The organism is Tuberibacillus calidus DSM 17572 (genome assembly GCF_000430685.1).
GTDB lineage: Bacteria > Bacillota > Bacilli > Bacillales > Sporolactobacillaceae > Tuberibacillus > Tuberibacillus calidus.
The window spans coordinates 1-15,111 of the sequence record NZ_AUMM01000028.1; the positions used below are offsets into that span (position 1 = coordinate 1).

Consider the following 15,111-nt stretch of genomic DNA (forward strand, 5'->3'; position numbering starts at 1 on the left):
CCGAAACTGGGCCGGCCTTTAAAAGACAGTGAGGAAGACAGCGCCCAAAAACGAATAGAATACCAGGACGCCTTGGATCGGAACGCCGTCGAAGGCAAATTTGGCGAGGGCAAGCGTACATATGGGCTTGGTCTTATTCGAGCACGCCTTCGACAGACAAGTGAAACCGTCATTGCCCTGCAGTTTCTGGTTATGAACCTTGAAAAGATCCTTCGGGATACTTTTTTTTCCTTTTTTCACTTGATCATTCGTCAGGTATTTTCATGTCACAAACTGCGAGTGGTAAGCTTTTGATCAAAATGTAGGTTGTTCAGTAGTCCCTAATTAGCTGCCGGCTTACCTAATGGTGTGGGAGATATATAGCAGGTTACCTTAACTTTTTTATTTTTATCGGTATACTTCCTAAACCTCCAGAAAATATCCTTCACCTGAAGCACATTATCTTAAGCCACCATGGCAAGCAGGAGTGGGGCTCTCCGGTGCGCCCAATGACACCGGAAGCATCCCCATATCCTGTCTTACCCTCTCAAGATACTCCGTCGCCACATGCATATGTCCTAATAGTTTCCCAAAGAAAAACATACCGTTGTTTTTTACGGGTTTCGGTACTCTCTCAGTTTTCGGTATAGGAATTTTAGTTTCAGGTTTCGTATAGAAGCATGGAATGTAATTAGAAAGCATAAGTAAAAAGGTTCGGGTCGTTTTTATAGACGTCCCGGACCTTTTTCGTAAGACCATTATTTTTGAAGTATTCATCGTGCTATTTATTTTACTTCCAAATCACATTTTTCAAGCGGGATCACTTTTGTTTTCTTTGTCCATTTATAACCGAGCCATAAGATGATGAAAAGCGGCAAACCGATGTAGGAGACGAGCACGCCTTGCCAGTCAATATGCCCGCCGATAAAAGCCGGATAATTTTGTCCCAGAATAACGATGGCACAAAGGACGAAGGCGAAGATCGGACCGAACGGATAAAATTTGGATCGATAAGGTAGGGCACGCAAATCTTTGCCTTGTTTCACATAGGCGCGGCGGAAGCGGTAATGGCAGATGGCAATGCCGAGCCAAGCGATAAAGCCGGACATGCCGGAAGCATTGAGCAGCCATGTATATACAACCCCGTCGCCGAAGAAAGAAGCTAAAAAGGCTAAAGTGCCGACAAGCGTTGTGACAATCAAAGCATTCACCGGAACCCCGCGCGGATCCAATTTGGCAAGAAACTTTGGCGCTTTTCCTTCCCGAGCCAAATCCCAAAGCATGCGGGTTGAGGCATACATGCCAGAGTTTCCGGCGGAAAGCACAGCGGTCAAGATAATCGCGTTCATGACTGATGCCGCAAAGGCAATCCCGGCCTTTTTAAAGACCAAAGTGAACGGACTAAGCGTGACATCACCTGCTGCCAGATTGTCATTTGTAAAAGGAATAATTAAGCTGATGATAAGGATGGCGAGCACGTAGAATAACAAAATTCGCCAAAAAATAGACCGCATCGCCCGAGGAATGTTTTTCCCAGGATTGTCGGTCTCACCAGCCGCCACCCCAAGGAGTTCGGTTCCTTGGAACGAAAAGCCTGCCGCCATAAACACACCAAGCATCGTGAAAAACCCACCGTGGAATGGGGCATCACTGATCGTGAAGTTTTTAAGACCAATCACCTGGCCACCTAAAATCCCCACAATCATTAATAAGCCAACAATAATAAAAACGATAACGGTAGCCACTTTAATGAAAGAAAACCAGTATTCAGCCTCACCGAAGCCTTTGACGGATAAATAGTTCAATAGAAACATGATGACAAGGCTGATGGCGCTCCAAATAATGGAGGGGGTATGTGGAAACCAAAACTTCATGATCATTGTCACGGCAGCGAGTTCTGCCGCAATCGTAATCGCCCAGTTATACCAATAGTTCCACCCAAGAGCAAACCCGAGTGCCGGGTCAACAAATTTTGTAGCATACGTACTGAATGTCCCGGAAACCGGCATGTAGGCGGCCATTTCCGCAAGGCTTGTCATTAAGAAATAAACCATGATTCCGATGAGGACATACGACAAGAGAGCTCCGCCGGGTCCCGCGGTATGAATGGCACCGCCGCTTGCCAGAAATAAACCCGTGCCAATGGAGCCGCCGAGGGAAATCATCGTTAAATGGCGTGATTTTAACTTCCGCTTTAACTGTGGTGTTTCTATAGAAGCGGATGGCTGTATGAATTTTTCGTGTGCATTAGATGAAAACATAAATAAAATCTCCTTTTTAAGTTTTTCTGAAGGAGACGGCATTAATTAAAAAAACCGTTGAACAGTAGTCAACGGTTAAATTAAAAAATCCCGCATCATACCCTTCGAAAGATAGCGCAACACGTTTAGTTGGGTCCTAAACGTGACAGTTCTGTTCCTGTTCGGAGACAGCCCCAGCCCACCCATCCAGAAAAAATGAGTGGACTTCGGCGACTTTTCCTTTCCAGCCAACCTCAAGCGATGTTTTCTGCATCTCGGTTGACTTTACTCATAAAAGCCGCGACCTCTACCTCACCGATTTTGATGAGGATTTAACTATGAAGTTTTATCAGTTAGCTATTCTAGTTGTTCTATCTCTATTAGTCAAGTGAAAACCATGAAGAAAGTGGCGGTTGCTCTCCATTTTCCTAGATATAGAAGTTGTAGGCAAGTGATTTTTACCGAGAAAATGTGGTTTTCGCGTCAATAGTATTCATTTCTATTAAAACTTAATTATCCGGTTGGGTATTGAAGTCCGTTTTTGTCTGGTTGTGGTTAATCTCAAAAAACACTTCTCTCTCTTGGTTTGGTGCAGGCGTACAGTTCAACGGCCCCATCCTCCATGAAACCTTTAATGTACTTGAACCGTAAGTCTTGTTGAAAATTCACTGCCTGTCCATTCGGTCTTCACATTTCCGACACATCTCGGGGTGGGAAGGGCATAAGGCGTTCGTTTCGGTTTGAATTTGCCACGGTTTAGCGCTATATTCTTATTATCATGACTGGCCGGTCAGTCGGGCAGAAATAGTTTTAATCAGTATCAAGGAGTGACAGCATGCGAGGAATCATTAATTTTTGTATGAAAAATAAATTAGCGGTATGGATTTTGATCGTGATCGTTGTGGCGGCTGGTCTTTATTCGGGTATGAAGATGAAACTCGAAACCATCCCGAATATCAATATTCCGGTTTTATCTGTCGTGACGACGTATCCCGGGGCTTCGCCGGATGAAGTCGATGAAAAAGTGACCAAGCCGATTTCCCAGCATGTCCGAAGCCTGCCGGGAGTAAAGGTGGTCAGCTCGACCTCTCGGGATAGTGCGTCGGTCATTCAAATAGAATACAGCTATAAAAAGGATTTAGATCAAGCGGAGACGGAAATTAAGGAAGCCTTGGGGCAAATCAATCTTCCGGACGGAGTCGGCGACCCGAAAGTTGCTAAACAAGACTTTAATGCGTTTCCGGTCATGGCTTTCAGCATCTCCAGTAAACATCAATCCCTCGCTGATTTGACCGATCGGGTCGAAAATGACATTCTGCCGGCGATTGAAGCCATTGACGGTGTCTCTTCCGTGCAAATTTCCGGGCAAGAGATACAGGAAGTCGATATTAATTTTAATAAACAAAAACTGGCGCAATACGGCCTCAGCGAAGATACCATTAAAGGCATCATACAAGGTTCAGCGGTTAAAGTGCCTTTGGGATTGAAGCAATTTGGTCAGACTGAAAAGACCGTTGTGATTGACGGGGACGTTACAACCATTAATGATTTGAAAAACTTGCGCATTCCGGTCTCGGTGGGGAAGCAACCTGACGTGGCGAAAACCGGCACTGATGGAAATAGCCATATGACAAAAGGTGGACCGCAAACGAATGGAGCGATGCTGGGGCAAGCACAAAATGCATCGCAGCTCGCTGGTCAAACCCCTGCATTCAACGGGATTCCAACGGTTAAGTTGAGTGACATCGCGACAGTAAAACTCGTGTCCAAGGCGGAATCCATTTCCCGAACGAACGGAAAAGATGCCATCGGATTTCAGGTCGTCAAAGCCCAAGACGCCAATACGGTGGATGTCGTCAACCAAGTGAAAGAGAAATTGAAAAAGATCCAAGCCGAAGACAAGGACCTCAATATCGTGACCACCTTTGACCAAGGGCAGCCGATTAAAGAATCGGTAGATACGATGTTAAACAAAGCGATGTTTGGAGCGATTTTTGCGGCCCTGATCATTCTCCTTTTCTTGAGAAATATTCGGACGACCTTGATTTCTGTTGTCTCGATTCCTTTATCCATATTTATCGCACTCCTCCTTTTAAATCAAATGGGGATTACGTTAAACATCATGACATTAGGTGCGATGACGGTTGCCATCGGGCGGGTCGTCGATGATTCCATTGTCGTTATTGAAAACGTCTATCGGCGCATGTCACAATCCGGTGAAAAATTGAAAGGCAAGGCATTGATTCGCGAGGCGACGAGAGAAATGTTTTTGCCGATCCTGTCATCCACCGTCGTGACAGTGGCCGTATTCCTCCCGCTTGGGTTTGTGCAAGGGACCGTTGGCGAGCTGTTTTTACCCTTTGCTTTGACGATTGTTTTTGCATTAGCAGCTTCATTATTGATCGCCATTACGGTCGTACCGATGCTTACTCATACGCTTTTTAAAAGAAAGGCCGTTAAAAAGACAGGATCTGAAGGCGAACCGTGGCGCCTGGCCCGCTCTTATAAAAAAGTGTTGAACTGGTCGCTCAATCATAAATTGCTCACCTTTGGGCTTGCGATCTTGCTGTTAGTCGGGAGCCTGTTCCTAGTACCTTTAATCGGGGTCAGCTTCCTGCCCTCAGATGAGCAAAAAATGGTGATCGCCACCTTCAACCCGGCCGTCGGTGAATCCAAGCAAGATGCGGAAAAGACGGCGGCAATGGCCGAAGACTTTTTCTTAAACCGGAAAGGTGTGCACACCGTTCAGTACTCCCTTGGTGGGGAAAACCCGGTGAACCCAGGCGCATCCAACCAAGCGCTATTCTTTGTGGAATACGATAAAGACACGCCGAATTTCGATCAAGAATCGGAGCGTGTCATCAAAGAACTTAACCGAAAGACGGAAAAAGGCGAGTGGGGCACGCTCGATATGTCCCCCACAGGCAGCAACAATTTAGAGCTCTACGTTTACGGCAATGATGAAAAGGACATAAAGGACGCCGTTAAACAAGTGACCCATGAGATGGAAAAAGAGAAAAACCTCACCGATATTGATTCCGGCCTGGCACGCGCATATGATCAATATACACTAGTGCTAGATCAAGAAAAGTTGAGTCAGTATGGGTTAACCGCCGGCCAAGTCGGGGCTTCCCTCAGTTCCGTCGGGGAGCAAAACGCCTTGACGACGCTCAAAGTAGACGGGAAAGACGTCAACGTTTATGTCCAAGCGAAAAAAGGAACGTATACGGATGTCAATGACTTGTTGGATACTGAGATTCCAACACCACTTGGAGGAAACGTCAAGCTGTCCGATATTAGTGATGTGAAGAACGGCAAGGCACAAGAGACGATTACACGCCGCGATGGGAAACTCTATACTTCCGTTCAGGCGAAAGTGAAAACGAATGATGTCGGAAAAATGTCGGCGGATTTGCAGAAAAAAATCGATAAAATGGATTTGCCTGACGGCGTGTCGGTCGAGTTTGGCGGCGTCACCCAGCAAATCAACGAGTCGTTTTCGCAGTTAGGGCTTGCGATGCTTGCGGCGATTGCCATTGTCTATTTCGTGCTTGTCGTGACATTTGGTAATGGTCTTGCGCCGTTTGCGATTCTCTTTTCATTGCCGTTTACGGTCATCGGCGGTTTCTTGGCGCTATATTTAACAGGAGAAACGATAAGCATCTCCGCGATGATCGGCGCGCTTATGTTAATTGGTATTGTCGTGGCTAACGCCATCGTCCTCATTGACCGGACAACGCGAAAACAAGAAGAAGGTCTCTCCACTCGCGAAGCGTTGTTGGAAGCGGCTGGCACCAGGTTGCGGCCGATTTTAATGACGGCAATTGCCACGATCGGTGCTTTATTACCGCTTGCGTTCGGTATGGAGGGCAGTGGCCTCATCTCGAAAGGTCTCGGCGTTACCGTCATAGGCGGTTTGGCCAGCTCGACCCTTTTGACTTTGCTGATCGTGCCGATTGTCTACGAATTTTTAATGAAGTTCCGCCGGAAACATCCAGCAGCAGATGAATAAAGTATGATTTGGTGTTTTAAATCAAATGAAAGAGGCCAGACATGCCGGCCTCTTCTTCTTATTTTTCCCTGCGCAGGTTTTCTTCGGCGAATTTGATCATTCGTTTGACCATCTCGCCACCCACTGATCCGTTCGCCCGTGCCGTGGTATCCGCCCCGAGGTCCACGCCGAATTCATTGGCAATCTCGTTTTTCATTTGATCCAGGGCATCTTCAGCCCCCGGCACTAACAATTTGTTGTTATTGGCCATACGGGATCACTCCTTGTGGGTTTTGAACAACAAAATGTTGTTCAGTAATAAATTCTGAAGATACCCGCTTTTTTATACTAGATAAGAAAGACTATTACTTTTCAAGCTAGGATATGAACAATTCAAATTCTTTTTTCGCCCAAAAGGCTTGGCAGAGCCCCATTTCCTCTAATTTACCGCCTCACCGTTTCGGGCGAGGAGATCAAAGTACATAAAAGCTATGCTTACGTTTGGGATAAAGTGCACGAAAAGCGCAATAATATCCTTGAGTGCCTCGCGGACTAATTCGGCTTCGAACAACAATCCAAACAGGATATTCAGAATGCTTTCAATGATAGTAGCAATGATGTTTAAAACAATAAACCACAGAAATAACCGCCAAAAATGATCTTTCGTTAGCTGCCAGCTCTTTTTCAAACCTGGCACCGCCTCACCAAAAAGGACAGCTGGAGCAAAAAAACTCCAACGGGTATCAAGGAAGATTAGAAAAGCCGCAACCACCAAAAATAAAATGAAAGTGATGGGTCCAACAGCGAGACTCACCCAAAAAATGAGTAATCCTGCGAGTACTAACAGACCATAAAAAATAAAGGCATAAACGACATTGCTTCCAATCAAAGGCCAGTAGCGGGAAAATGCAAAGGTCATCGCGCTTTGAGCTGTGACCGTTTGGTTTTCTTCATCCTTCTTGAGTAATGCGACGATTGAGGCGGAAGCCATGGGTGTTAAAAAGATATAGCATAAGCTACTCAAGAAAAAAAATAAGCATTGTTGAAGACTCCAATGGAATTCAAACGATAATTTTCCTGTTTTTCCAGTGAAGTAATCGGTGAATGACGTAATAATAGTTTTAGTAAGATCTGATTGAGTTGCGAACGCACTTCCGATTAAATCAAACAAATAATATGGGCCTGCCAATGCAAAAGTGATGAGTGTGAGTGCCACAAAATGCTTTTTAATAAATTTAAACGTTTCCCCGAGAAGTTCCCTGAGCGTCATCGGCTCCATCCAGCCGCCCCCCTTTTATCTATTTGCTTTATTTTACCACGGTTATCCTTAAAATAGGTATTTTTCTTTATACTGGTAAGAACATTTATTATTTTTATAGTCAGCATAAGCACAACTCTAGCAAGTTTAACGAAGAACAAGTAACGATGTTCGGAAACAGCTTGCCGATGTATGGCCTGGTCATCTGTTTGAACTTACTCCATTTATGTGTATCTTGAATCAGACATCAATAACGGACAAAGTAAGGGGATAATAAAAATTTGTTTTTTAATCCACCTAAAAGTGGTTGGTACAAAAGGGGTAATGAGGTTGCTCGAATCCCAAAAAAATAACCCCTTATCACTCTAAGTGGTACAGGGTTATTGGTTTTAATGTAACTTTATTTATATAAGTGGGGACTAAATTTTTTGAGGAATTGGTTTATGTCCAAGCCCCTTCTTTATATTTTCTATTGTAATTCTTTGACAGATGCAGTTGTGGCTTTTTTTTCTGTATAATTCTCCCATTCTTTTAAAACTGTGTTATAAGGTTGGTGTTTCCATTTCATACTATTGAAGAACGACTTTTTTAGTTTTACTATTGTAAGGTCTTCTTGATACATCGGAATAGCATAATCATTCCAATATTGATCTTCAGTTAGCCCAAGTGCTTCCCTAAAATTCTTAATTTCTTCTCTTACTTGTTGGTCACTAGGCTTAGTTGAATTCTCTAAAATTTCCCTAACGTGATTAGCGTATTCTGATGCTTCTTCTTTGGTTGTATAAAGCTTATTTTTTTTAGCTTCGTCTAATAAAGCCTTTCTCTTAATAAACTCATGTTTTGCTTGTTTTTCACTCAATGCTGGTTTATTGTCCTCAATTTGAGCTAAGTCTCTTCTAGCTTTAAACTTTTCAAATTCTTTATTTGTATATTTGGTTCCATTTATTTCAATTATATAAGTTGCTTTTTTATTGTTAATTTTTTGGGTTTTCTCCTTAAAGTCCTTTAATGCTACCTGCTTAATTGATTCTGCGTCTGCCTTATTTACTGGATTGAGTTTGTTATAAGCAGTAAATCCAAACACAATAATTACAGCAAAGATCAATACAAACAAAAATGACTTTTTCACATTTTTCCCTCCTTTCAATCAACTACAGCTTCTGTTGTATCAACTAAGATGTAACTTGGTATTGTATCTGCACTGGTGTAAACAGATGAACCAATGGCTTTATAAGTGTACTTAGCCGATAGATCTGAATATGGATTATTTGCTTTATAATCATCTACATAACATGAACTAGTAATATAAGTAACCGGTGTAGATGGTCGGTGTGTTGATAAATATGCCCCATTTTTATAATATTTTATAGTATATGTGTTTAAGCTAAACGAAAATGGGTATTCGCAACCTGTTTTATTGACTGTATACAGTTCTTCTCTTGTTATTACTTTATCAGCCTGCCTAACTGTTATATACATATATAGGTCGATACCAACTGGCCACGTAATCCAGTCGGAATCTTTAACAATATATGCTTCATAGTCATGAGAGATGTTAGTATGTGTTTTGGCATGGGAAATATTTGGTGCAAATAACAATTCTAATAATAGTAGGATTGCAAAAGAAATTGGAAAAAATTTTTTTAACACATTATCAACTCCTTTTTTAGTGAAAGTAAATTTTGGCAAATACCTTAGTTTAAGGTAAAGTATACCAATAAATTGAATATTATCAATACAAAATTTTCATTCTCTACAAAAATAGGAAATTATACCCACCCATAAAGTTTAATAGGCAGATCTTTAGACCTATATTTTGTATATTGGTTTGAATAATAACAACAGAATAATTAAAATTATTATTAAACATAAATGTTATTACATGCTACTAAACGAAGATGGCGACTGAGTAGATGATTCATGAAAAAAATAAGTTAGTCATATGGGAGAGACGAAAGTCTTTATGAAGTTAATTTTCGACTAGAAATTTAAAGGAGGCTTTAATTTGGACAAAGAGCCCAAACCGTTTAACGATGTGATTGAGCACTTGGAAAAAATTGAAGGATTTCCAATTAGTCCTGCAAAAGTTAAGCTAAAAAGCTTGCCTAAGCCTATTAGAGTTTTCGGGTATATCGTGATAGCATTTTTTTCTATATCCTTTTTGTTAATAATTATATTAAATATATTAAACTGACATAGCCAAGAAAGAAGTCGATCGCTTTTTAGTCTTTTTTCGTGATATTATCTTTTTTATAATAAATATTATCCTGATTTTCCGGGTACGGTGTAACCAGGTTCGGTTCATCCGTATCCTTTTTTTTAGGAAACGGAGTTCTTCCCATTCCCTGATTTTCAGGAAATGGCTTAATCGTTTCTGAGGCTAAATTTTTCATATCTTCAGGTGGAGAGGAGCATTTAAATGGAGGAAGGCTACATCAAGGTTACAGGCGGAAAGGTTTTTTATAAGAAAGTTGGCGACGGGGCAAAGCCACCGATTATTTTACTTCATGGCGGCCCCGGCGGCACGCATGTGTCAATGCGCGCCCTTGAAGCTTTGGGAGATGAACGCCCGGTTATCTTTTATGACCAGTTGGGTTCGGGAAAATCGGACAAGCCCACGGATAAATCTTTGTGGAAGCTGGAAAGATTTGTGGATGAGCTCGGTCAAATCCGGGAGGCGCTTGGCCTTAGGTCGCTACATATTTTGGGGCATTCGTGGGGCACGATGCTTGCTGCCTCGTATTTATTGACTCAGCCCAAGGGCATTCGCAGCGTCATTTTTTCTGGCCCTTGTTTGAGTGCGCCGCAATGGATGTGTGACCAAATCGCTCACCGTAAGGCGCTTCCGCAGGATGTTCAGGATATTTTGGCGAAGCACGAAGCCGCCGGCACAACGGATTCAGAGGAATATGAAGCAGCCGTCAAGGAATTTAACAAGCGTTTTGTCAACCGGATGGAGAAAAAACCGGAATGGCTGGACACCGAAAATGCTCAGTCCAATAAAGAAGTCTACCTGACGATGTGGGGACCGTCGGAATTTTACGCAACCGGAAATTTAAAAGATTTTGATGTGACATCTCGCCTTTCTGAAATCAAGTTGCCAGCCCTCTTTGTTTGTGGCCGTTATGATGAAGCCACTCCAGCCACAACCGAAGCCTATAGCAAGCTGATCCCTGGCGCCAAATTCCATGTATTTGAAAACAGCGCCCATGTCGGTTACTTAGAAGAGCCGGATGAATATGTTCGTGTCGTTCGCGAATTTTTAAGGGAAGTCGAGGCATAATCCCATCTTCGTGGTGGTGTTTGTCCGTTTGGATTCTAGTAGAATGTGAAGGCTTTTAATTGATAAAAGGTACATACGGGATTGCGAGACGCCATTTTCCAAGCTTTGCATCCTGTTGAGCATATTTTAGGAGTATGAATGGGACGCCATTTTCGCTTGCGTCCCATTTTCATTTTGATTTGACAGAGAAATGGGATCAAAATCCCTTTTAACGGGCCATCCAAAAGGTTGATCCTCTTCAAGTGTTTGATGTCACCACGCCGTTAAGGAATTCTTTTGGGAGGGTTGCGGAGGGTATTTTCTATAAAAATAGGGATGGTTTCGTTTTCGAGATGTGTATATCACGACAATTATCGGAATTGGTGTCGGATTATTCGAATTATATAATCATTACTGAAAGCACCGCCGCTTTAAAACGGTGCGCCCAAACAAATTTTTTGAGGAGGAAACGTCATGCCAACTTTGGATGAAGTGTTTCAAATGATCAATACCGCACTTAAAGAAGATCCGAGCCGTTCCCAAGGCTTAAATGCGGTTTATCAGTTCAATTTAAGCGGGGATGAGGGAGGGACTTATCAAGTCGTACTTCGTCCAGATGGTAGCTATGCGGAAGCTGGGGAAAAAGAAAAACCGGATTGCACGCTTTCCATGGATTCGGAGGATTTTAAAAAACTCGCTCAGGGTGAGATGAACGGAACACAGGCTTTCTTAAGCGGGAAACTCCGCATTGAAGGGGATATGGGGCTTGCCTTAAAGCTGCAAGACGTTTTATCGGCCTATTACGCGTCCTGATAAATCGCTCTCGATCAGAGCCACTTTTGCGTTCAATCAAGCTGGTTCATCTCTCGTTGTCGTACCATTTTGCGTTCAACTAAGTCGGATTATCTCTCGGGCTCGTCTCATATCGGGTCCAGCAGTCGGTACCTTTATGTGTGTCTGGACGGGTGGGCTGCTTGATGTCCAATCTGGTGTGCATACGGGAGTGATGAGGCGAGCGGCTAATTTTCTCCCCTATTGCTTTAACATGGCGGGTAACGGCGAATCTCGCCCCCAGCGATGGCATAAAGCTGTCGTGGCATTCGGTCCGAGGGAGTAGCCGGCTTAGATTGTGAGGAGGAACGTCATGATTTCATTTCAGCCCACTGATGAAGAACAATCGTTTGCGGAGATGGCGCTTGATTTTGCCATCAAACACATTCGCCCGAATGCGAGGCTTTGTGAAAAAGAACGAACAGTTATTAGCGATATCGCACAAAAAGCCGTCGAACTTGGATTTAGCACGCTCGAACTTCCGGAAAGCTGGGCGGGGTTGGAACTGCCTTTAATTTCTCAAGTACAAATATGGCAAGCGCTTAGCTATGGTGATCTGGCGGTCGTCCAAGGGATACCAGGCGCAGGTGATGCCGCATCTCTTATACGGCTTGATCCAGATGCCCCTCCCTTGCAGGCGTATAAAGACCTAGGCATGGGAAGAGACAGCTGGCCGCCAGTTGCCTTTATTGATGTCCTTAATCGGGAACGGTTGTACAAGTCCGACTTAACCCTAACCCCCTCTGGCAGCGGTTACGTGCTCAACGGGACTTCACCGCCCGTCATACAAGCTCGTACAGCGGAATCCGCGGCGATCGCAGCCGTGGATGACCAAGGGGAAGCGGCCGTATTATGGCTGAATCATGGTGGCTGGCAGGTGAAGGAAGGTGATTTTCGCCTTGGCCTGTTAGCAGCTGGACTAGGCCGACTCTCCTTTAATGAATACCATGTCGGTGCTGAAGAAGTCATTGCGAGGGGTCAGGCCGCTTTAGAGCTGATGAAAAAAGTTGAAAACCGCATCCGGGTTTTGCAGGCGGCTAAGGAAGTCGGGCTCATGGAAGCGGCATTGAATTATGTTGTGGAATATACAGCCGGTCGCAAAGCGTTTGGCCAAGAAATCGCCAAGTTTCAAGGGGTATCGTTTACCGTCGCTGATATGGCTTTTGAGACGGCCGCATGTCGCCACTTGGTTTGGCGGGCGGCGTTAAAAGTGGAAGAAGAGCCAAGCGATTCGTTAGGTACAAGCCTCAGTGCCTTATACAGAGCCCATAAAGCCATGCGTTTTGTGACGGATTCAGCCGTACAACTCCTCGGCGGCCATGGATATGTGCAAGAATATCCTGCAGAAAAATGGATGCGTGATGCCCAAGCACAAACCGTCCTTTATGGCCGTGAAAAAGACCTTTTAATGAGGCGCGGAGAAAAAATTTTAGAAACGGCAAAGGAGGAGATTCGCTGATGATTTCTTATGAGATGTCTCCTCAACAAAAGCAAATAAAGGAACTCGTCCATTGGTTTGCCGAAAATGAAATGCGCCCGATCTCCTTGGAAGCCGACAGGCAAGAGAAAGTGCCCGATGAATGGCTGGAAAAAGTCAATCGGATGGGCATTCAGTTAAATACTTCCTCTTTCGTCGGAAGTGCGCGCTCCGGTGATACCGAAAAAAGTGCCAAGAAAAAGGAAAGGGAAGGCAACCGTTTGGCCGTGATCGCTTCTGAGGAAATGGCTTGGGGGGACCCGGCGATTGCGCTATCGCTTCCAGGTCCGGGCCTAGGTGGTCCACCTGTACAAAGCAGCGGAACCCCGGAGCAAAAACAGCGTTTTCTATCCATTTTTACAAAGGATAAACCGCGCTGGGGCGCATATGCCCTGACAGAACCGGAGGCAGGGTCGGATGCATCCGGCATTCGAACAACGGCTAAAAAAGTCGATGGCGGCTATGTCTTAAACGGTCAGAAAATCTTTATCACAAACGGCGGTCGAGCTTCGTGGGTCGTTGTCTTTGCCACCGTCGACCGCAATCTGGGACGTGCTGGCCATAGAGCATTTGTCGTAGAAAAAGGGACGCCCGGCTTCCGCACGACACATCTCGCCCATAAAATGGGATTGCGCGCAAATGAAACTGCTGAGCTCTTATTTGAAGATTGTTTCGTCCCGGCAGAAAATCTTCTAGGCGGAGAAGAATTGTATGCAAGTGCGGGCAACCGTCCGTCCGGGTTCCAAGTCGCGATGAAAACGTTTGATAGCACGCGGCCGATCGTCGCTGCCATGGCCGTTGGCATTGCTAGAGCTGCCTATGAATACACCAAGGCGATCGTCAAACAAGAGTACCCAAAGCATGGTCAACTGTATCATCAAGCGGTGATGATGCTTGCCGACATGGAACAAGAAATTGACGCGGCGCGCTATCTCACATGGGAGGCGGCGTGGCTCGCCGATGTCGGGAAGGCCAATGCCAAAGAAGCGGCAATGTGTAAAGCCGTAGCCGGGAAAATGGCGCTGAAGGTTTGCGCCGAATGCTTGGAACTGCTTGGCCCAGAAGGACTGGACGGCCATTTAGTGGAGAAATTATATCGCGACGTGAAGGTATTCGATATTTTTGAAGGCACAAACCAAATCCAACACTTGGTGACGGCGCGTCGGCTATATGCGCCGTATGGGGTGCATGTCTAGTTCGGCGGATGATCATGCTGCCAATTCCCCGATATGTCCAAGCGGATCACTTTTATAAAGAAAGAAGGATCGTACGTGTCCTACCAAACGCTTCATATTGAAAGACGTGAAAAAGGCATTGCTTGGGTTACAATCGACAACCCTCCGGCGAATGCCATCAGCGAGACATTAATGCAAGACCTTGAAAGCTGTGCAGAGGAACTCGGCTCAGACGATGCTGTGCGTGTCATTGTCGTCACCTCCGCCCATCCTAAGACGTTTTTAGCCGGTGCGGATCTTAAAGGCATGATTATGAACGGGGCGCAATACGCTGGTGATGAGAACGGTATTGCCAAACAAAGTGCGAGAATGCAAGCTTGTTTTGACCGTTTTGCCAAGTTACCAAAGCCTGTGATCGCCGCGATTAATGGTTATGCACTGGGCGGAGGATGTGAGTTTGCCCTTGCTTGTGATTTTCGCCTGATGGGGAAAGGAAAAATCGGATTAACCGAAGTATCGCTCGGCTTGATTCCTGGAGCAGGGGGGACGCAACGGTTGACACGTCTCATCGGCAGAGCGAAAGCGACAGAACTTATCTTTTTGGCTAAAAAGTTGGAAGCCCAAGAGGCACAAGAAATTGGCCTCATTACAAAAGCTGTGCCACCGGAAAACTTGGAGCAGGAAGCGATGGCGTTTGCCGAACAGCTTGCTGAAGGAGCCGTGAAGGCCATGGGTCTCGCCAAAAGAGCGATTGATAGAGCAGAAGGCCCGATCGAACCGGGTTTAGAAATAGAGGCACTTGCTTTTCAGGATACGTTTAAAACCGGTGAGCCCGGCGAAGGGTTACAAGCCTTTTTTCTTAAAAGAAAACCGCAATTTCTTCGTAAGAAATGATAAG

General features: G+C 44.8%; 13 protein-coding genes and 1 riboswitch. Of the genes, 8 read left to right on the forward strand and 5 right to left on the reverse strand.

Going from position 1 to position 15,111, the window contains the following annotated elements; all coding sequences use genetic code 11:
- On the forward strand, positions 1–294 hold a 294-nt coding region (locus H532_RS18290; RefSeq protein WP_245566436.1), incomplete at its 5' end, for a transposase.
- A 470-nt stretch (positions 295–764) separates the two neighbouring features.
- Here H532_RS18290 and H532_RS0108265 read toward each other — a convergent pair.
- Positions 765–2,240, reverse strand: a complete 1,476-nt coding sequence (locus H532_RS0108265; RefSeq protein WP_051263221.1) for an amino acid permease — start codon at positions 2,238–2,240, stop codon at positions 765–767.
- 104 nt (positions 2,241–2,344) lie between these two features.
- Positions 2,345–2,537: riboswitch (Lysine riboswitch) on the reverse strand.
- A 517-nt stretch (positions 2,538–3,054) separates the two neighbouring features.
- On the opposite strand from H532_RS0108265, the gene H532_RS0108270 reads away from it, so the two are divergent.
- Complete coding sequence (locus H532_RS0108270) at positions 3,055–6,231, forward strand: efflux RND transporter permease subunit (RefSeq protein ID WP_027725092.1); 3,177 nt, start codon at positions 3,055–3,057, stop codon at positions 6,229–6,231.
- A gap of 58 nt (positions 6,232–6,289) precedes the next feature.
- On the opposite strand, the gene H532_RS0108275 is transcribed toward H532_RS0108270, so the two are convergent.
- The 4 genes from H532_RS0108275 to H532_RS0108290 all read right to left on the reverse strand — a co-directional run bounded on the left by H532_RS0108275 (position 6,290) and on the right by H532_RS0108290 (position 9,118).
- Positions 6,290–6,481: an alpha/beta-type small acid-soluble spore protein gene (locus tag H532_RS0108275; protein WP_027725093.1), complete on the reverse strand. Its 192-nt coding sequence runs from the start codon at positions 6,479–6,481 to the stop codon at positions 6,290–6,292.
- Positions 6,482–6,649: 168 nt separating this feature from the next.
- A complete protein-coding gene (locus H532_RS0108280) occupies positions 6,650–7,381 on the reverse strand; it encodes a hypothetical protein (RefSeq protein WP_155995014.1) in 732 nt (243 codons plus the stop codon).
- Positions 7,382–7,937: 556 nt separating this feature from the next.
- Entirely contained in the window at positions 7,938–8,597 is a 660-nt protein-coding gene (locus H532_RS0108285; protein ID WP_027725095.1) for a SurA N-terminal domain-containing protein, read from the reverse strand.
- 14 nt (positions 8,598–8,611) lie between these two features.
- Positions 8,612–9,118 carry a hypothetical protein gene (locus H532_RS0108290; RefSeq protein WP_027725096.1) on the reverse strand — a complete coding sequence of 169 codons (507 nt, stop codon included), beginning with the start codon at positions 9,116–9,118 and terminating at the stop codon, positions 8,612–8,614.
- Positions 9,119–9,473: 355 nt separating this feature from the next.
- Here H532_RS0108290 and H532_RS0108295 point away from each other — a divergent pair, with 355 nt between their 5' ends.
- The 6 genes from H532_RS0108295 (at position 9,474) to H532_RS0108325 (ending at position 15,107) form a co-directional block, all read left to right on the forward strand.
- The gene (locus H532_RS0108295) at positions 9,474–9,662 is read left to right on the forward strand and encodes a hypothetical protein (RefSeq protein ID WP_027725097.1); all 189 of its coding nucleotides are present in this window, start codon (positions 9,474–9,476) and stop codon (positions 9,660–9,662) included.
- Between the two features lie 225 nt (positions 9,663–9,887).
- On the forward strand, positions 9,888–10,751 hold the full coding sequence (locus tag H532_RS0108305) for a proline iminopeptidase-family hydrolase (protein WP_027725098.1): 864 nt from the start codon (positions 9,888–9,890) through the stop codon (positions 10,749–10,751).
- Between the two features lie 453 nt (positions 10,752–11,204).
- Positions 11,205–11,543 (forward strand): SCP2 sterol-binding domain-containing protein, encoded by a 339-nt coding sequence (locus H532_RS0108310; protein WP_027725099.1) that lies wholly within the window; start codon positions 11,205–11,207, stop codon positions 11,541–11,543.
- Positions 11,544–11,874: 331 nt separating this feature from the next.
- Positions 11,875–13,020: an acyl-CoA dehydrogenase family protein gene (locus H532_RS0108315; RefSeq protein WP_027725100.1), complete on the forward strand. Its 1,146-nt coding sequence runs from the start codon at positions 11,875–11,877 to the stop codon at positions 13,018–13,020.
- A complete protein-coding gene (locus H532_RS0108320) occupies positions 13,020–14,234 on the forward strand; it encodes an acyl-CoA dehydrogenase family protein (RefSeq protein ID WP_027725101.1) in 1,215 nt (404 codons plus the stop codon). The genes H532_RS0108315 and H532_RS0108320 overlap by 1 nt, the downstream gene beginning before the upstream one ends.
- A gap of 75 nt (positions 14,235–14,309) precedes the next feature.
- Entirely contained in the window at positions 14,310–15,107 is a 798-nt protein-coding gene (locus H532_RS0108325; RefSeq protein WP_027725102.1) for an enoyl-CoA hydratase/isomerase family protein, read from the forward strand.
- Positions 15,108–15,111: the final 4 nt, after the last annotated feature.